Origin of the sequence: Polynucleobacter rarus (genome assembly GCF_003072505.1) — a bacterium.
Classification (GTDB): domain Bacteria; phylum Pseudomonadota; class Gammaproteobacteria; order Burkholderiales; family Burkholderiaceae; genus Polynucleobacter; species Polynucleobacter rarus.
The window spans coordinates 2501882-2518135 of the sequence record NZ_NTGB01000001.1 but is presented as its reverse complement, the minus strand read 5'-3'; the positions used below and the strand labels follow the sequence as shown (position 1 = coordinate 2518135).

At 40.1% G+C, this 16254-nt stretch carries 24 protein-coding genes; 16 read left to right on the top strand and 8 right to left on the bottom strand.

The genetic code is table 11. The features are described from left to right. Positions 1–40 precede the first annotated feature (40 nt). The 13 genes from hisB to AOC35_RS12060 all read left to right on the top strand — a co-directional run bounded on the left by hisB (position 41) and on the right by AOC35_RS12060 (position 8111). Entirely contained in the window at positions 41–628 is a 588-nt protein-coding gene (gene hisB / locus AOC35_RS12120; RefSeq protein WP_108647333.1) for an imidazoleglycerol-phosphate dehydratase HisB, read from the top strand. Between the two features lie 26 nt (positions 629–654). Next, positions 655–1308 (top strand): imidazole glycerol phosphate synthase subunit HisH, encoded by a 654-nt coding sequence (hisH, locus tag AOC35_RS12115; RefSeq protein ID WP_211307518.1) that lies wholly within the window; start codon positions 655–657, stop codon positions 1306–1308. Next, positions 1309–2058, top strand: a complete 750-nt coding sequence (gene hisA, locus AOC35_RS12110; protein ID WP_108647329.1) for a 1-(5-phosphoribosyl)-5-[(5-phosphoribosylamino)methylideneamino]imidazole-4-carboxamide isomerase — start codon at positions 1309–1311, stop codon at positions 2056–2058. Between the two features lie 5 nt (positions 2059–2063). Continuing rightward, positions 2064–2822 carry an imidazole glycerol phosphate synthase subunit HisF gene (hisF, locus tag AOC35_RS12105; RefSeq protein WP_108647327.1) on the top strand — a complete coding sequence of 253 codons (759 nt, stop codon included), beginning with the start codon at positions 2064–2066 and terminating at the stop codon, positions 2820–2822. A 187-nt stretch (positions 2823–3009) separates the two neighbouring features. Next, on the top strand, positions 3010–3246 hold the full coding sequence (locus AOC35_RS12100) for a CopG family ribbon-helix-helix protein (RefSeq protein WP_108647325.1): 237 nt from the start codon (positions 3010–3012) through the stop codon (positions 3244–3246). Further along, the gene (locus AOC35_RS12095; protein ID WP_108647323.1) at positions 3236–3520 is read left to right on the top strand and encodes a type II toxin-antitoxin system RelE/ParE family toxin; all 285 of its coding nucleotides are present in this window, start codon (positions 3236–3238) and stop codon (positions 3518–3520) included. The genes AOC35_RS12100 and AOC35_RS12095 overlap by 11 nt, the downstream gene beginning before the upstream one ends. Before the next feature lie 85 nt (positions 3521–3605). Continuing rightward, on the top strand, positions 3606–4019 hold the full coding sequence (hisI, locus tag AOC35_RS12090; RefSeq protein WP_108647322.1) for a phosphoribosyl-AMP cyclohydrolase: 414 nt from the start codon (positions 3606–3608) through the stop codon (positions 4017–4019). 6 nt (positions 4020–4025) lie between these two features. Next, positions 4026–4412, top strand: coding sequence for a phosphoribosyl-ATP diphosphatase (locus tag AOC35_RS12085; RefSeq protein ID WP_108647321.1), 387 nt, complete (start codon positions 4026–4028; stop codon positions 4410–4412). A 31-nt stretch (positions 4413–4443) separates the two neighbouring features. After that, the gene (locus tag AOC35_RS12080) at positions 4444–4794 is read left to right on the top strand and encodes a histidine triad nucleotide-binding protein (RefSeq protein ID WP_108647320.1); all 351 of its coding nucleotides are present in this window, start codon (positions 4444–4446) and stop codon (positions 4792–4794) included. 82 nt (positions 4795–4876) lie between these two features. Continuing rightward, positions 4877–5131 (top strand): Sec-independent protein translocase subunit TatA, encoded by a 255-nt coding sequence (gene tatA / locus AOC35_RS12075; protein WP_108647319.1) that lies wholly within the window; start codon positions 4877–4879, stop codon positions 5129–5131. 62 nt (positions 5132–5193) lie between these two features. Further along, entirely contained in the window at positions 5194–5754 is a 561-nt protein-coding gene (tatB, locus tag AOC35_RS12070) for a Sec-independent protein translocase protein TatB (RefSeq protein WP_108647318.1), read from the top strand. Between the two features lie 72 nt (positions 5755–5826). Then, positions 5827–6591 (top strand): twin-arginine translocase subunit TatC, encoded by a 765-nt coding sequence (gene tatC / locus AOC35_RS12065; RefSeq protein ID WP_108647317.1) that lies wholly within the window; start codon positions 5827–5829, stop codon positions 6589–6591. A gap of 260 nt (positions 6592–6851) precedes the next feature. Beyond that, the gene (locus AOC35_RS12060) at positions 6852–8111 is read left to right on the top strand and encodes a porin (protein ID WP_108647316.1); all 1260 of its coding nucleotides are present in this window, start codon (positions 6852–6854) and stop codon (positions 8109–8111) included. A gap of 265 nt (positions 8112–8376) precedes the next feature. Here the strand turns inward: AOC35_RS12060 and AOC35_RS12055 are convergent, their stop codons facing one another. The 3 genes from AOC35_RS12055 to AOC35_RS15880 are packed head-to-tail and all read right to left on the bottom strand — an operon-like array spanning position 8377 to position 9061. Beyond that, positions 8377–8547 carry a hypothetical protein gene (locus tag AOC35_RS12055; protein ID WP_159077577.1) on the bottom strand — a complete coding sequence of 57 codons (171 nt, stop codon included), beginning with the start codon at positions 8545–8547 and terminating at the stop codon, positions 8377–8379. A 32-nt stretch (positions 8548–8579) separates the two neighbouring features. Further along, positions 8580–8729 (bottom strand): hypothetical protein, encoded by a 150-nt coding sequence (locus AOC35_RS15550; RefSeq protein ID WP_159077576.1) that lies wholly within the window; start codon positions 8727–8729, stop codon positions 8580–8582. Further along, entirely contained in the window at positions 8726–9061 is a 336-nt protein-coding gene (locus AOC35_RS15880; RefSeq protein ID WP_342749917.1) for a DUF6641 family protein, read from the bottom strand. The genes AOC35_RS15550 and AOC35_RS15880 overlap by 4 nt, the downstream gene beginning before the upstream one ends. Before the next feature lie 25 nt (positions 9062–9086). Here AOC35_RS15880 and AOC35_RS12045 point away from each other — a divergent pair, with 25 nt between their 5' ends. Further along, a complete protein-coding gene (locus tag AOC35_RS12045; protein WP_108647313.1) occupies positions 9087–9440 on the top strand; it encodes a porin family protein in 354 nt (117 codons plus the stop codon). A gap of 145 nt (positions 9441–9585) precedes the next feature. On the opposite strand, the gene bioD is transcribed toward AOC35_RS12045, so the two are convergent. From bioD to AOC35_RS12025, 4 genes are all read right to left on the bottom strand, one after another. Next, entirely contained in the window at positions 9586–10299 is a 714-nt protein-coding gene (gene bioD / locus AOC35_RS12040) for a dethiobiotin synthase (protein WP_108647312.1), read from the bottom strand. Beyond that, positions 10296–11486: an aminotransferase class I/II-fold pyridoxal phosphate-dependent enzyme gene (locus tag AOC35_RS12035; RefSeq protein ID WP_211307517.1), complete on the bottom strand. Its 1191-nt coding sequence runs from the start codon at positions 11484–11486 to the stop codon at positions 10296–10298. Before AOC35_RS12035 ends, bioD begins: the two co-directional genes overlap by 4 nt. Then, positions 11483–12808 carry an adenosylmethionine--8-amino-7-oxononanoate transaminase gene (gene bioA / locus AOC35_RS12030; protein ID WP_108647311.1) on the bottom strand — a complete coding sequence of 442 codons (1326 nt, stop codon included), beginning with the start codon at positions 12806–12808 and terminating at the stop codon, positions 11483–11485. The genes AOC35_RS12035 and bioA overlap by 4 nt, the downstream gene beginning before the upstream one ends. Positions 12809–12987: 179 nt before the next feature. Continuing rightward, positions 12988–14202 carry a S1C family serine protease gene (locus AOC35_RS12025; protein ID WP_108647310.1) on the bottom strand — a complete coding sequence of 405 codons (1215 nt, stop codon included), beginning with the start codon at positions 14200–14202 and terminating at the stop codon, positions 12988–12990. 30 nt (positions 14203–14232) lie between these two features. Between AOC35_RS12025 and AOC35_RS12020 the strand changes: the two genes are divergently transcribed. Then, positions 14233–14997, top strand: a complete 765-nt coding sequence (locus tag AOC35_RS12020; RefSeq protein WP_108647309.1) for a Nif3-like dinuclear metal center hexameric protein — start codon at positions 14233–14235, stop codon at positions 14995–14997. A 15-nt stretch (positions 14998–15012) separates the two neighbouring features. Here the strand turns inward: AOC35_RS12020 and mscL are convergent, their stop codons facing one another. After that, the gene (gene mscL / locus AOC35_RS12015; RefSeq protein WP_108647308.1) at positions 15013–15459 is read right to left on the bottom strand and encodes a large conductance mechanosensitive channel protein MscL; all 447 of its coding nucleotides are present in this window, start codon (positions 15457–15459) and stop codon (positions 15013–15015) included. Between the two features lie 162 nt (positions 15460–15621). Here mscL and petA point away from each other — a divergent pair, with 162 nt between their 5' ends. Further along, a complete protein-coding gene (petA, locus tag AOC35_RS12010; protein ID WP_108647307.1) occupies positions 15622–16254 on the top strand; it encodes a ubiquinol-cytochrome c reductase iron-sulfur subunit in 633 nt (210 codons plus the stop codon).

Sequence of the window (16254 nt, the reverse complement as noted above, 5' to 3'; positions counted from 1 at the left end):
TAATTAAAAAATCAACTCCAACGAATGATATTATGATGGAATGAGAGAAATTGCTGTTAAACGAGATACTTCTGAAACCAAAATTTTCATTGAGTTGAATTTGGATGGGACGGGTCGTGCCGACTTAAAAACGGGCGTACCTTTTCTGGATCATATGTTAGATCAAATCGCACGACATGGCATGGTCGACTTAACTGTTCATGCCGATGGCGATACGCAAATCGATGATCACCATACGGTTGAAGATGTTGGTATTACGCTAGGTCAGGCTGTAGCAAAGGCTTTAGGTGACAAAAAAGGGATCACCAGATACGGTCACGCCTATGTGCCACTCGATGAAACTTTATCAAGAGTCGTGATTGACTTTTCTGGACGCCCAGAACTTGAGTTTCATGTACCCTTTACTAGAGCTCGGGTTGGTACCTTTGATGTTGACCTTAGCATCGAATTCTTTCGCGGATTTGTAAATCATGCGGGAGCTACGCTACATATCGATAATTTACGGGGAGTAAATGCTCACCATCAAATTGAATCGGTTTTTAAAGCGTTTGGGCGTGCTCTGCGAATGGCCGTTGAAATCGATCCGAGAGCGGTTGGTCAAATTCCTTCTACCAAGGGTAGTTTATAAACCAATAGCGCTGATGGAATATTGCTTTGACTAAGATCGCAATCGTAGACTATGGAATGGGTAATATTCGTTCCGTAGCTCAAGCCGTGATGAAGGTAGCACCTGAATGCACGGTAGTGATAGCTCACACTCCAGAAATGATTGCTAGCGCAGACAAGGTTATTTTGCCAGGACAAGGTGCAATGCCCGACTGCATGACCAATTTAAAAGAGTCTGGCCTATTTGATGCCTTGTTAGTCGCCATCAAAACCAAGCCATTATTAGGGGTTTGTGTCGGTGAGCAAATGCTGTTTACATCGAGTGCTGAAGCACACCCTCCGCAAAAAAATACAGATTGTTTGAACATTTTCCCTGGCAAGGTTATAAAATTTGCACTAGAAGATCAAGTACAAGCAGATGGTAGCCACTTTAAGGTGCCGCATATGGGTTGGAACGAGGTAAAACAACAGCGTTCTCACCCGATGTGGGAGGGCATACCAGATGCATCAAGATTTTATTTTGTGCATAGTTATTATGTTGTACCCGATCATCAAGAGTATGTTTTTGGCACTACGCATTATGGCAATGAGTTTACTAGTGCGGTGGCGAAGGATAATATCTTTGCTACCCAGTTTCACCCTGAAAAAAGTGCACAACTTGGTTTGTGCTTGTATAAAAACTTTACACGTTGGAATCCTTAAATGTTATTAATACCTGCTATTGATCTCAAGGACGGTCATTGTGTTCGCTTAGAACAAGGTGACATGGACAAAGCTACTATTTTTTCTGAAGACCCCGCCGCTATGGCGCGTCATTGGGTAAATCTGGGGGCTAGAAGATTACATCTCGTTGACTTAAATGGTGCCTTTGCTGGCAAACCAAAAAATGAATCTGCCATTAAAAAGATTCTCAAAGAGGTGGGTAACGAAATACCAGTGCAATTAGGCGGCGGTATTCGGGATTTAGAGACTATTGAAAGACTCCTCGATGACGGATTAGAAACCATCATTATTGGGACAGCTGCGGTGAAGAACCCAGGTTTTTTACAAGAAGCTTGCATCGCCTTTGGTGGTCATATTATGGTTGGTCTTGATGCTAAAGATGGGAAAGTTGCCACAGACGGTTGGAGCAAGTTAACGGGCCATGAAGTGATTGATTTAGCCAAAAAATACGAAGATTACGGCGTTGAAGCCATTATTTATACAGATATTGGTCGTGATGGTATGTTGCAAGGGATTAATATCGAAGCCACCCTTAAATTAGCGCAAGCTGTTTCCATACCAATTATTGCCAGTGGTGGTTTAACAGGTATGGCGGATATTGACGCTTTATGTGCAATTGAAAATGACGGTGTGATGGGAGTCATTGCTGGTCGCGCTATTTATAACGGCAATATTAATTTAGCTGAAGCTCAAAAATATGCGGATGAAAAAAATCCGCCGGAATATTAATTGAGATGTTGGCAAAAAGAATCATTCCTTGTCTAGACGTAACTGCTGGTCGTGTCGTCAAGGGAGTCAACTTTGTAGAGTTGCGTGACGCAGGCGATCCAGTCGAGATTGCCAGAAGGTATGACGAGCAGGGCGCCGATGAGCTGACGTTTTTGGATATCACTGCCACGAGTGATGAGCGCGACCTGATTTTGCATATTATTGAAAAAGTAGCTGAACAAGTATTTATCCCTCTTACTGTCGGTGGTGGGGTGCGAGAAGTAGCTGATGTTAGACGCCTCTTAAACGCTGGGGCAGACAAAGTCAGTATGAACTCTTCTGCGGTGGCGCGTCCTGATCTGATTTCAGAGTCATCTGCTAAATATGGTGCGCAGTGTATCGTTGTAGCGATTGATGCAAAACAAACGAGCCCAGGACGTTGGGAAGTGTTTACCCATGGTGGGCGAAAAAATACGGGTATTAATGCCCTAGACTGGGCAAAAGAAGTGGATCTTAGAGGTGCTGGTGAAATTTTACTCACCAGCATGGATCGTGACGGCACCAAGAATGGTTTTGATCTTGAACTGGTTCGCTTAGTGAGTGACTCAGTCAAAATTCCAGTTATTGCATCAGGCGGAGTAGGCAATTTACAGCACTTAGCAGATGGCGTCTTACAGGGTCATGCGGACGCTGTGCTAGCAGCAAGTATCTTCCATTATGGTGAATTTACAGTTCGCCAAGCTAAAGATTATCTCGCTCAACAAGGGATTTTGGTTCGACAATAATTTCTTCAAGGACCAAGTTGAAGCTGAGTAAGTAGAAATCTAAAATTAATCACACTAAACTCCCTCAAACTTTACAAAATTTTTAATATCCCCAAGAGTTAACTGATCATTTTTAGGCGTGATCAAAAATAGTGATATACAATAAATACAATGTATACAATGTATTTAACTTAAAGGGGTGGCTAACTTGGAAACTAGTGTTTTAACTTTACGCGTAAGTAATAAGACTAAAAAAATGCTTGAAGACTTGTCAGAAGCAACGCAAAGAACAAAATCATTTTTAGCATCTGAAGCCATTGAACGTTATTTAGAGATTGAAGCTTGGCAGGTGAAAGAAATCAAGACAGCCTTAATAGAAGCAGATAACAATGAGTTTATTGATGAAAAAGACTTTGCGGAATTAATAAAAAAGTATGCAAGTTAAATGGTTGCGTACTGCTGCAAAAAATCTTGAGGATGAAACAAACTATTTGGCAGAAGAAAACCCAAAAGTTGCTAAAGAGTTTTTTGTAAAGGTCATTATTACTGTAAATCAACTTGCAAAGTTTCCTGAGCTGGGCAGAGTTGGAAGAGTCTTTGGCACAAGAGAGCTGGTTATTATTGGCTATCCTTATATAGTTCCATACCGAGTAAAGAACAATACAATTGAGGTGTTAAGAGTATTTCACACATCTAGAAAGTGGCCAAAAAAGGTTTAAATTATCTGCCAATTAAGATTTTTGAGAGTGAAAATTCTAAAACCTCAATATAAACAATTAACCCCTGATTTGTTAAAATCAGCAAATGAATACATCTAATCAAAGCACAAACAGTAATACCTCTCCAAATTGGCTAGACGCGGTCAAGTGGAACTCACAGGGTTTGGTCCCTGCGATTGCACAAGAGGTCGGTACTAACAAAATATTAATGATGGCTTGGATGAATTTAGCCTCACTGCAAGAAACTGTGGAACTTGGACAAGCTGTTTATTGGTCCAGATCAAGAGGTAAGCGGTGGCATAAGGGCGAAGAGTCTGGACATTTTCAAAAGGTAAAAGAGATTTTGCTCGACTGTGATGGCGATACCATCGTGCTGATGGTTGAACAAACAGGCGTTGCTTGTCATACGGGAGCACATTCCTGTTTCTTTAATGTCCTAGATCAAACTCAAACACCTTATGTGTGGCAAGTTGAGAACGAAAAAAACGACCCAAGGTAGATTGCTATGAACAATGAACAGTTAAAAAATATTTTAGAAGTTCTAGATACAACAATTGCAAGTCGCAGGACGAGTGTGCAAGCAGGTAATGTTGACGCACTGTCCTATGTAGCAAAACTCATGAAGAAGGGCGATGATGCCATTTTGAAAAAAATTGGCGAAGAATCAACCGAAGTCGTCATGGCTGCGAAAGATAGTCGTGCTAATGTCATCGAAGGAAACTTTAATAGTGAATATCAGTCAAAACTGGTTGGTGAAGTAGCTGATTTATGGTTTCATAGCTTAGTTTTACTAGGACAGTTTGAACTAAGTTCTAAAGATGTACTTGCAGAACTGAGTAGACGTGAAGGCCTGAGTGGAGTCGTAGAGAAAGAATCAAGAGTTACTGAATAAGCTTAGTCTTAATTAAACAATGGAGCAATACATGAGTGGTGATAACTGTATCTTTTGTAAGATTATTGAAGGGAAAATTCCTTCTAGAAAAGTCTATGAAGATGATGAAATCTTAGCTTTTCATGACATTAACCCCTCTGCCCCAATTCATTTTTTAGTGATTCCTAAAAAGCATTTACCGATGCTTTCGGATGCAAGAAGCGAAGATACTCAGTTATTAGGTAAAATAATGCTGAAGATACCAGAACTTGCTATGCAAGAGGGTGCAAACCCTGGACAAACAGGTGGGTTCAAAGTTTTAATGAATAATGGTGCAGAAGGTGGGCAAGAGGTATACCATATGCATTTGCATGTTTTGGCTGGAAAACGTGTTGGAAATTAGTAGTTACCAGACTGAACCAACAAAATTTTAAATCTTAATTTTTAAATAGTAATATTTAATTGACAAAATTGAAGGAGTTGACATGGGTGGAATGAGTCCAATTCATTGGGTAATCGTGTTAGCAGTTGTATTGCTTGTTTTTGGTACTAAAAAACTACGCAATATCGGCTCAGATATGGGTGCCGCAGTAAAAGGTTTTAAAGATGGTATGAAGTCTGGCGATAAAGAAGAAGCATCTGCTGAAGCTACTGCTGCAACCCAGCAGGTAACTCAAAGCGCTCATGCAACAGCACAAGAAGCCAAGACAGTAGACGTTGCTTCCAAAGAAGTTCGCTAATCTTTTAATGAGCATTGAAAAAACTATGTATAGAATTCAACAATCGTGAAAGTTAATCATTCATGATTGATATTGGTTTTTCAAAAATTGCTCTGATTTCAGTGGTTGCTTTAGTGGTGTTGGGCCCTGAGCGTCTTCCAATGGTCGCTAGAACCATGGGTAACCTCTTCGGTCGTGCGCAAAGATATATGAATGAGGTCAAATCTGAGGTAAGCCGTCAGATGGAGCAAGAAGAACTGCGAAAGATGAAGCAGGAGGCGACGGATGCTTTTAATTCCGCTAAAAATGACTTTCAAGGACTGAATGAGGCGGTTTCTTCACAAATTTCTGAAGTGAACCAATCGATTGGAAATTATTCTAATGAACTCAATAACAGTCTGAATTATCCAAACAGTGATTACTCACCTGAGTCCATCGGTATCGATACTTCTGCTTCTATCTACACGAAATACAAAAGCAACCTCCGCCAAGGACGAAACTCTTGGCGTAATAAGAAGGGCGCAATACCCGTTTGGTTTAAGCAATCTACCGGTATCAAGACAAGGGTGCAATCTGGTTCAGCAAGAGTCAAACGCTTTCGCCGGGCCGCAAGTCAACAACGAGCCCCAGGTTCTTTTTTCTAAGCAACATCTCAATATTGGTCGAAAACACCAAACTTTTAGTCGATAAATGGGCGTAAAACAGGTTTAAAAAATATGAGTGATGATCCAAAACAATTCAATGCGCCCTCCTCAGAAGAAAATTTCTTTACACACTTAGTTGAGTTGCGTGATCGCATCATCAAGGCCAGTGCTGCAGTATTAATTATTTTTGTCAGTATGGTGTACTGGGCACCGGATATTTTCCATTTATTAGCCAAGCCGATGTTGGATGTGCTGCCCAAAGGTTCACATATGATCGTTACCGATGTGACTGGCTCCTTTTTTGTACCCATCAAAGTGACCCTAATGGCAGCCTTTGTGGTTGCATTACCTGTGGTGATTTATCAAATTTGGGCTTTTGTAGCACCTGGTTTGTATCAGCACGAGAAGAAACTCATTGTTCCTTTGGTTGTGAGTACGTACTCACTATTCTTGATTGGCATGTCTTTTGCTTATTTTTTAGTGTTTCCGACCGTATTCTCTTTTATGGTGAGATATAACGAGCCGCTCGGTGCCGACATGAGCACAGACATTGATAAGTATTTAAGTTTTGCCATGACAACCTTTTTAGCTTTTGGTTTTACCTTTGAGGTGCCAGTAGTTGTGGTGGTTCTGGTTCGACTTGGAATGGTTAAGCTTTCCAAACTAAAAGAAATTAGACCTTATGTCATTGTTGGTGCCTTTGTCGTCTCTGCAGTAGTAACTCCGCCTGACATCATGTCCCAGCTCCTGCTGGCTATTCCACTGTGCATTTTGTATGAACTTGGTCTTTTGATCGCCAGGTTCTATGTTCCAAAGCAAGACGAAACTGCTGCATAAAAACGAAGCCAAAAGCACATTTTTCCGATATTTCCAATAAGGCTTAAAGGCTTTAAATTGAAGAGTAAATAAGGGAAAGAATGGAGTCGTTGCCCATAAACAACAAGATACAAAAAGATTGGGTAATTTCAGCATGAAAACAACACTATCAACAAAGTTTTAATGAAATTGGCACAACTTTGTTGGATGATAGGGTATTCCTTGGAAACAGGGATGATGTTACAAATACTTTTCTTTTTTAATTTTTTGGAGATTTACGAATGAAAAAATCACTATTCGCATTAGCAGCATTAGGTGCTTTCGCTGGGGCAGCTTCAGCTCAGTCAAACGTAACTTTGTACGGTACTCTTGATATGGCCGTAACATACATTAATAATGCTGGTATGGCAGCAGGCGCAACTGCTCCTACAAGCCCAACAGCAACTCCAAGTACAGGTAATGCACTTGCAATGACTGACTACGGTATTTTCAGTAACGTTTGGGGTTTAAAAGGTGAAGAGGATCTAGGCAGTGGTTTGAAAGGTATTTTCAACCTTGAAGGCGATATAATTGCTTTAAACGGTACTGTTTATAACAACTCTACAAACGGTTTAAACCAAATCTTCCGTCGCGCAGCAAACGTTGGTTTGTCTGGTAGCTTTGGTACAGTACGTTTAGGTCAACAAGGTAACCCATTGGTTGCAGCTTCTGCAAACTTGTTACCGGTTGAAGGTAACTCTGTAAACTTGGTACGTACTGTAGCTGGTTATTCAGTTGGCGACTTCTTAGCAAACGCGATTTCTTATGAAACTCCAAAAATGGGTGGTTTAGTTGCAAAAGTAGCTTATTCTATGAATAACCAAGTTGATGATACAACTGGTGGTAGTGCTTGGGCAGCAAATGCATTTTATGATAATGGTCCTTTCACTGTAACTCTCGGTTACAACCAACAGTCTTCTATTTCTAGCCCAACTTCAGCTGCTACTGCTCTAGGTGCTAACTCTAACGTAATCACATGTGCTGCTGGTACAGTTTGTGATCTCAACTCACAAGCTAACGTAAACAATCCTAAGTTCCAAGGTAATCTAAAGGGTTATGTTGCAGGTGTGAAATATAAAGTAACTCCATCTTTAACAGTAGGTTACGGTTTTGGCCACGCTGATTATGATTCAGGTACATCGGCTGCTTTAGTTAACGGTGGTCCTGCTTCAGCTTATAACAGCTCATCAGAGATGTTAGGTGTTGGTTATCAAGCGACTCCATCACTCTTGTTAGGTTTGAACTATATCGTAACAAACTTGGATTCCAACTTATGGAATGCTCAAGCACGTTATAGCCTAAGTAAGCGTACAATGCTTTACACACAAGTTGGTATTGCTAAGAACGGTGCAGGTAGTTACCAGATCAACGGTAAGGCATTCGGCAACTTCACACCAGTTCAAGTTGACACAAGTGGTGCTCCAGCTGCTGTAACTAACTACGGTGGTTTGCCAAACACAACACAAACTTCTGTAAGTTTCGGCGTAGTACACAATTTCTAATCCCACGTAGGACTCGTTCCTACTTGATTTAGAAAAATGAAGTAAACAAAACCACTGTGGAAACACAGTGGTTTTTTATTTGATAAAAAATATTTTCAAAGTCTAAAGTATCTGCGCATAGTCTGCCGTGTGTCTGCCAATGTTTTTTATTTTGCTATGTTTTTCATCACAAAAACACCAAAAACCACGTCTTTTAGTTGTTTTATATACGTGTGAGCGTACGTCAACGTAGTTATTAAACAGTAGACGACTATTTTAAACGTGCTTATAGTAGTTTCTGTTCGTGTTCACGCTGTTGTCGTTGACGTTCTCGTTCGTTATGTAGTTGTTGCTTATCTCTATCAACAACATTCTTTAATCCCTGTATTCTTGCTTGAGCAAGTGTGAGAGGTGGACGAGGTTTGATTGTTTTAAGTTCAAGTTCGTAAATGCGCATATTGTATTTACGATGATCAAAACAAAACACATTTACTCACCGACCTCTGTGTAGTTCAATACATTACCAACACCATATTGTGCTTCACCAAGTTGTTTAGCGTTGTATGCATTGTCAGCAAACACAATGGTAAACACAGTTTGATGTGTGTTTAGACGAATCCAAAGTTGATATCGTTTCATTTACCGAAACCTGCGCGAAGTTTGGTTGCGGCACTTGCAATCGCTGTATCAAGTTCACCATTCGCAACTGCTATTTTGATAATGTCGAGAGTTTTTACCAAGTCTTTCTCGCTTGCAATCTCAACAGCGTATTTTTTCGGTGCCAACTCTAATACTTTGCTACCGTAACGCACGCTGATAGCTAACTTACCGGAATCTGTTATAAACCAACATTGCTTTACGCGAATATCTGTTTCGATTTGTTTTCGTGCGCCAGTATCTTTATCTGCAAAACTACGAAAACGTTTGATTGTGTAGTTTGTGCCACTCTGTTGTGCTTTCGCTAACTCAATCTGTTGCCATACTCGCAGTTCTAACTTGCGTCTGCGCTGTATAACTTGCGTTGGTTTAGGCTATCAAGCTAGCCCAGCATTATTGTTAGGCGCTAACTACATCGTTACAACTGCTGATTCAACAATGGCTAACTTGCAAGCTCACTATGCTTTGAGCAAGCGTACTACTGTTTATTCACAAGCTACAATGGTTAAGAACGGTGCTGGTGCATGGTCTGATGGTTCTGCATACGGTAACATGATGCCTATCAATACAAACTCAAGCAACCCAACTAAGAACATTGGTGGTTACGGTTTAGTTTCAGGTGCATTATTCTCAGGTGGTTTACCAAATACAACTGGTACAGCTATCAACGTTGGTGTAATCCACAAGTTCTAATTACTGGCTGACTTAGGTCAGCTTGTAATACAACTTAAGAAGCAATTAAACCCACTGTGTAAACAGTGGGTTTTTTTATTTATGAAAGATTAGTTCGTTAGATTGGATCACCAGACTTTGGCTTTTAAGAACTGAAATAGACGACTTAAAACTGAATCAAATTGGCAGTATTTCTGATCAAATCTACAGAGTAAGGCATTTCGATGCCACATTGGTATGGAATAACTCCTAGTAACTGAGCGCCATATTGATCATGAAGCATAGATTTTAATGTTTGAATATTTGCTTCAACATAATCACCTGGACTAGATGTGAAATTAGCCACCCAACCAGCTAAATGCAGATTTTGATGATTGATTGCTTGAGCAGTTAATAAGGCATGATTGATACACCCAAGCCGAATATCTACCACCATAATTACTGGTAAGCCTATTTCAGAAGCAAAATCGGCCAAAGTAAGCGTTTCAGAAATAGGGACTAAAAAACCACCTGCACCCTCAACAACTACGGCGTCATGTGCGTTTTTTAAAACCTCAAATGACTTTACCATGAGCTCTAAATCTAAAGAAATCCCTAGATCTTTAGCAACTAAATGGGGTGCTGCAGGTATTGGTAAGTGATAAGGGCAAATATCCTGGAAAGATAATTGATCATTCTGCCGTCGATTGCGATTAGAAACTAATAATAGGGACTCTAAGTCTTCGTTGAAAGAGTTTGAACCGTTGGTAGTCATGCCAGCAACGACTGGCTTGAATCCACAAGTTTTTAGACCACGTTCTTGTAATTGATAAATGATGGCCGAAGAAATTAAAGTTTTACCTACCTCTGTATCGGTACCCGTTACAAAAAAACCACTCATTGAATTTCCTTCAAACGACGAATGAGTATTTCAAGATGGTCAATTTCATGTAATGCGTTTAAAGCAATCCGAAGTCTTCCAGTATTAATTGGCACAGTTGGAGGCCTGATGGCGGGAACCCATAAATTTGCGCTTGAGAGTTGCTCTGAAACTTTCAGAACATCTAGATTCGATCCAATGATTAAGGGTTGAATCGCTGTTTGAGACGGGATAGTCTGCCAATTAGTAAATTTAGCGTGAGTTGTCCAGTATTCAATCAGGGTATTGAGGTGACTTCGACGCTTAGTACCTACTTCCCCTGTAATCAAATCAATACTTTTTAAGAGGGCAAAAGCTAAGTTGGGAGGTGGCGCCGTAGAATAAATAATCGCTCTGGCTTTTTGAATCAGCCAATCAATCCATTCTTGCTGAGCTACTACAAAAGCTCCAGCAATTCCTGCCGATTTCCCAAGGGTGCCCATATAAATGAGGTTATTTGCCTGAATATTAAAATGTTCAAGAATGCCGTGGCCTTTAGCACCCAAAACTCCAAAGCCGTGTGCATCATCAATATATAAGAGAGCATCAAATCTTTTAGAAATAGCTAATAACTGAGGTAAGTCAACGATATCGCCATCCATACTGAAGACCCCATCCGAGACAATTAACTTTAATGGGTTGGAGTCCCGAGTTAATAATTGATGCAATTGATCAAAGTCAGCGTGTGGATAGACGAAACAATGGGCCTTGCTAGATGCTTTAGCTAAGCGAATGGCGTCAATAATGGAAGCATGGTTCAGCGCGTCGGAATAAATAGAAATATTACCTAAAGTAGCCAAAGCGGTAATTACGGCGATATTTGCCATAAACCCAGTGCTAATATAAGATGCTCCCGCATTGGGAATATGTAGAGATTGGGTTTTTGCAAGACGCTGTTCTAACTCCGCATGGATAGAGGTGTGGCCACTAATTAGGCTACTAGCTCCACTCCCAGTGCCATATAGCTTCGATCCCTCATGCAGGGCTGCTATCAATTCAGGGTGATAACTGAGACCCAAATAATCATTACTACAAAAAGCTAACTTTTCTTGACCATTTAAATTAACAGTCGCCGCATTAGGCGACTCTCGTATTTTTAAGGTCCGAGTCATGCCGGATTGAGCTAAGTCATTCTTTGCTGCTTCTAAAGTAGAAAGCCAGATACTCAAGAAATTTCCTCCAAGAGCTTATTTAAACAATCCTTGATGGTTTGACTAAGGAATTCGATTTCTGTTTTGGAAATAATGTAGGGAGGCATGACATAAACAGTATTACCGATGGGACGAATCAACAATCCATGATCTTTTGCAATACTTGCAAAGATTTTAGAAAAATGAAGAGGTAAGTAATTGTTGGCCACATCAAAAGCCAGAATAGAACCTAGTTGACGAAAATTTGTAAGGCGGGAATCGGCTTTAACCCAAGCAAAAGCAGTTAATAGTTCAGAGGCTAAATCATTAACTAGGGCTAAGGCATTAGTTGACTCAAATAAATCAAGAGTGGCTAAAGCGGCAGTACAGGCCAGAGGGTTGCCGGTATAGGAGTGAGAGTGTAAAAAACCCAAACGGATATCATCGTGGTAAAAGGCTTGATAGATTTTTTCAGCAGAAAGAACCACTGACAAGGGTAAGTAACCTCCCGTTAAGCCTTTTGATAAAGTCATCAGATCGGGCCAAATACCAGCATGTTCACAGGCAAAAAATTTACCTGTTCTGCCGAAGCCAACGGCAATTTCATCCGCAATCATAAGAACTTCATACTCAGTACATAAAGCTCTCGCCGCTTTTAAGTAACTTGCACTATAGATTTGTATCCCAGCAGCACACTGAATCATGGGCTCTAAAATAAAACAGGCAATCTGCTGATGGTGGGCTTCAAAAGTAGCCTTTAAATCTTCAATTGCCAATTGGCTAGCTTCTTCCAAAGATACAGAGTTATTAAGAGGCACTGGGGATTTACAAAGAATCGCCTGCTGAATCAAAGGGCTATAAGTATCACTAAATAAAGGAATATCCGTAACGCCTAAAGCACCTAAAGTCTCGCCGTGATAACTATTTTGCAAACAGACAAACTTGGACTTACTCGTAAAGCCTAAATTACGCCAATAATGAAAACTCATCTTTAAAGCAATTTCAACAGCAGAAGCACCGTCAGAGCCATAAAATGCTCGGCCAAGATGATGACTGGTAAGAGCACTCAAACGTTCTGATAATTCCACGACAGGACGATGCGTCATGCCAGCTAGCATCACATGTTCTATTTCACTGAGTTGATTAATGATGGCTTGATTAATGTAAGGATTAGAGTGACCAAATAAATTGGTCCACCATGAACTAATCGCATCTAAGTAAGATTTACCTTCATAATCATAGAGAAATACACCGCGACCGTTCTTAATGGCTACCAAAGGGGACTCTTCATGAGCCTTCATTTGGGTACATGGGTGCCAAACCGAGTTTAAACTTCTATCAGTCCAAGGTTGATCTATCATCTGTTTATTATAGATTCACAGTTTACTTATGAGCTGAATTAGAGGAAAAGCTCAGAAAATTCTTCAATAATTTTATGAATTTGGCGCAGTTAGATTGAACTGCGCCAAAATTGAGTGAAAAAGTGGCGCAGTTCAATGTAACTGCGCCAAAACTAGAACTTGATTACGGTATAAAAAAGTTAACGTTTTACCTCTTTAGAAGAGGGGCGGGTGCCAATGACGACTGCGAAGTTAAACGTTTGACCTTTACGATCTATACTCAAATTCGCATTAGTACCAGGCTCTAAGTTAGCAACTGCATTTAATAAATCTCGTATGTCATTGATCGATTTATCGTTCACTTGCTTTAATAAGTCACCTGGTTTGATACCAACCTTTTCTGCAGGACCATTTTTTAAGACCCCAGAGATTAATACTCCTTTTGAATTTTCAGGTAAATCAAAAGCTTTGATGACTTCTGGAGAGAGTTCACGAGGCTCGACCCCAATCCAACCCCTAGTCACTGAACCTGTTTTTACAATCGATTCCATCACCTGTTTGGCAAGGTTAACTGGAATCGCAAAGCCAATACCCATGGAACCACCACTCTTTGAGAAAATGGCAGTATTAATCCCAATTAAACGACCCTGCGTATCGACGAGAGCACCACCAGAATTACCCGGATTAATAGCTGCGTCGGTTTGAATAAAATTCTCAAAGGTATTAATTCCTAAATGATCACGTCCTAATGCTGAAACAATGCCGGAGGTCACAGTTTGACCAACACCAAAAGGATTACCAATCGCAAGCACGACGTCACCCACTCGCACAGAATTAATATCAGCTAAAACTATCGGTTCTGGCAAATCTTTTAAGTCGATTTTTAAAATTGCTACGTCTGTATCGGGATCACTTCCCACTAAGACAGCTTTGGTTTTACGACCGTCACCCAATGCCACCTCGATTAAATCAGCCCCTTCAATCACGTGATGGTTGGTCATAATGAGACCTTCCTTGCTGATAATGACACCGGATCCTGTACTAAATTCTGGCGATTCATCCGGTTGACTATTCGGGTCACCAAAGAAAAAGTTAAACCACTCTTCTTGACTATTGGGAGTTGGTTTTTGGGAGGGCTTTGATTTATGGGGGTTACGCGATTTGGCAACTGGTTCAGCAGTTCTACTACCAAAAATATTGACAACCGCCGGCATAGATAGCTTCACCGCATCATGGTAAGAACCAGGAGAGACAACATCCGAACCAACGGAAGATTCTTTTAATGTAATAGAAGAAATGGGACTAAAAATATTTAAACTGGACAGTAAATTGGGTTTTAAGGTGCTAATAACAAAAATAAGCGCTAGAAAAACTGTTGTTACTTGTGCAAAAATTAACCATAATCGTTTAGCCATAGGACATATCTCTTTAATCAGATTTAAAAAATGAAGAAAAAACCACTTAACCGTAATACGTTATCAGAATATCTAGAAACTTATTTATTGACAACGCAATTTAAAGATTATTGCCCAAATGGCTTACAAGTGCAGGGCAGGGATCAAATTAATAAAATTGTTTGCGGAGTTACTGCATCCAAAGCATTAATTGAAAAAGCTATAGAGGCTAAAGCGGATGCAATTATCGTCCACCATGGTTGGTTCTGGAAGAACGATGATTCGAGGATCATCGGTCAGTTATATGAGCGCTTGAAGTTGTTAATGGATCATCAAATCAATTTATTTGCTTACCATTTGCCATTAGATAACCATGCTGAGGTTGGTAATAATGTGCAGTTAGCTAAATTATTGAATATTAAAATCAAAGGCCAACATCCACAAAACCCAATGGTGTGGCTAGGTGAACTTGATTTAAAAAGAAATACTTTAGAAAAGTTTGGTCAGCACATCACAAAAGCATTAAACCGAGAACCTTTAATCATTGGAGATTTGACAAAAAAGGTTAAAAAAGTTGCATGGTGCACAGGTGGTGCGCAGCACTACTTTAAAGATGCAATTGATTTGAATGTAGATGCTTTTATCAGTGGAGAAATTTCAGAACCAACTTTTCACTTAGCTAATGAGTTTAATGTGGCTTATATTTCAGCTGGTCATCATGCTACGGAAAGAGGCGGGGTGATTGCCCTTGGCAAGCACTTACAAATGAAATTGGGCTTGGAATGCGAATTTATAGATATCCCAAACCCAGTTTAAAAAATTAAGCTTTAATTACTTTTTTAAGTTGTCACGAATCTCACGCAGCAATAAAACTTCTTCTGATGCTGGTGCCGGAGCAGGTTCTGGAGCTGCAGCAGCTTCTTTTTCAGCAGAAAGACGAATTTTATTCATAATCTTAACAAGTTGAAAAATAACGAACGCAAGGATGATGAAGTTGAGCAAGATGGTAAAGAAATTACCATAAGCAAACATCGGCACACCTGCTTTTTTAAGAGCGTCATAAGTCCTGTTAATGCCCTCTGGAACATGACCTAGAACGATAAATAAATTACTAAAATCAATACCACCACCGGTAATAAAGGCAATAACCGGCATGATGATGTCACCGACCATTGAGTCTACAATCTTGCCGAAAGCGCCACCAATGATGACACCAACAGCTAAATCCATTACATTGCCCTTCATGGCAAATTCTTTAAATTCACTAATAATTGACATATTTTTATCTCCAAATTTAAATTAAAACAAGTATTTAAAAAGAATAACATAAGAAAATTAACTACTTAAAAAGAAAAATAGATAGCTTAAAGATTATTTTTCTAAAGGTTGTTTATAATGCTGACTAGGGAATACTCTTATAAATAATTTATTGAGATTGTGATGAGCGCTGAAGAAAATACAAATGTACAGCCAGAGACCTCTGCTGAGTTAAACAAAGATCGTCGTAACTGGTTAATTGCCACCTCTGTTATGGGTGGTATTGGTGGAGCAGGTGTAGTGTTACCCTTGGTAAACACTTTTGCTCCTTCTGAAAAAGCCAAAGCTGCTGGTGCTCCGGTTGAAATGGACATCACTGGTATGCAACCAGGCGAATTAAGAACAATTGAATGGCGTGGTAAGCCTGTTTGGGTAATTCGTAGAACACCTGAACAAGTAGCTGATCTTACTAAAAATGATGCTAATTTAGCAGATCCTAAATCAGAAAGATCTCCTGATGCATTGACGCCTGTTTATGCCCGCAATGAAGGTCGTTCGATTAAGCCTGAATATTTCGTTGGCGTTGGTATTTGCTCCCATTTGGGTTGCTCACCAAACGCTAAGTTTGATAAGGGCGCACAACCGTCGCTTCCTGGTGATTGGTTGGGTGGTTTCTTATGCCCTTGCCATGGCTCTACTTTTGATATGGCGGGTCGTGTATTTAAAAACAAACCAGCGCCAGATAATTTAGAAGTGCCACCACATATGTATTTAACCGACACCAAGATTTTGATTGGTGAAGATAAGAAAGCTTAA

Coding starts and splice junctions, on each gene's coding strand:
- hisB (WP_108647333.1), top strand. CDS start 41: ATGAGAGAAATTGCTGTTAAACGAGATACTTCTGAAACCAAAATTTTC.
- hisA (WP_108647329.1), top strand. CDS start 1,309: ATGTTATTAATACCTGCTATTGATCTCAAGGACGGTCATTGTGTTCGC.
- hisF (WP_108647327.1), top strand. CDS start 2,064: ATGTTGGCAAAAAGAATCATTCCTTGTCTAGACGTAACTGCTGGTCGT.
- AOC35_RS12095 (WP_108647323.1), top strand. CDS start 3,236: ATGCAAGTTAAATGGTTGCGTACTGCTGCAAAAAATCTTGAGGATGAA.
- hisI (WP_108647322.1), top strand. CDS start 3,606: ATGAATACATCTAATCAAAGCACAAACAGTAATACCTCTCCAAATTGG.
- AOC35_RS12085 (WP_108647321.1), top strand. CDS start 4,026: ATGAACAATGAACAGTTAAAAAATATTTTAGAAGTTCTAGATACAACA.
- AOC35_RS12080 (WP_108647320.1), top strand. CDS start 4,444: ATGAGTGGTGATAACTGTATCTTTTGTAAGATTATTGAAGGGAAAATT.
- tatA (WP_108647319.1), top strand. CDS start 4,877: ATGGGTGGAATGAGTCCAATTCATTGGGTAATCGTGTTAGCAGTTGTA.
- tatB (WP_108647318.1), top strand. CDS start 5,194: ATGATTGATATTGGTTTTTCAAAAATTGCTCTGATTTCAGTGGTTGCT.
- tatC (WP_108647317.1), top strand. CDS start 5,827: ATGAGTGATGATCCAAAACAATTCAATGCGCCCTCCTCAGAAGAAAAT.
- AOC35_RS12060 (WP_108647316.1), top strand. CDS start 6,852: ATGAAAAAATCACTATTCGCATTAGCAGCATTAGGTGCTTTCGCTGGG.
- AOC35_RS12055 (WP_159077577.1), bottom strand. CDS start 8,547: ATGCGCATTTACGAACTTGAACTTAAAACAATCAAACCTCGTCCACCT.
- AOC35_RS15550 (WP_159077576.1), bottom strand. CDS start 8,729: ATGAAACGATATCAACTTTGGATTCGTCTAAACACACATCAAACTGTG.
- bioD (WP_108647312.1), bottom strand. CDS start 10,299: ATGAGTGGTTTTTTTGTAACGGGTACCGATACAGAGGTAGGTAAAACT.
- bioA (WP_108647311.1), bottom strand. CDS start 12,808: ATGATAGATCAACCTTGGACTGATAGAAGTTTAAACTCGGTTTGGCAC.
- AOC35_RS12025 (WP_108647310.1), bottom strand. CDS start 14,202: ATGGCTAAACGATTATGGTTAATTTTTGCACAAGTAACAACAGTTTTT.
- AOC35_RS12020 (WP_108647309.1), top strand. CDS start 14,233: ATGAAGAAAAAACCACTTAACCGTAATACGTTATCAGAATATCTAGAA.
- mscL (WP_108647308.1), bottom strand. CDS start 15,459: ATGTCAATTATTAGTGAATTTAAAGAATTTGCCATGAAGGGCAATGTA.
- petA (WP_108647307.1), top strand. CDS start 15,622: ATGAGCGCTGAAGAAAATACAAATGTACAGCCAGAGACCTCTGCTGAG.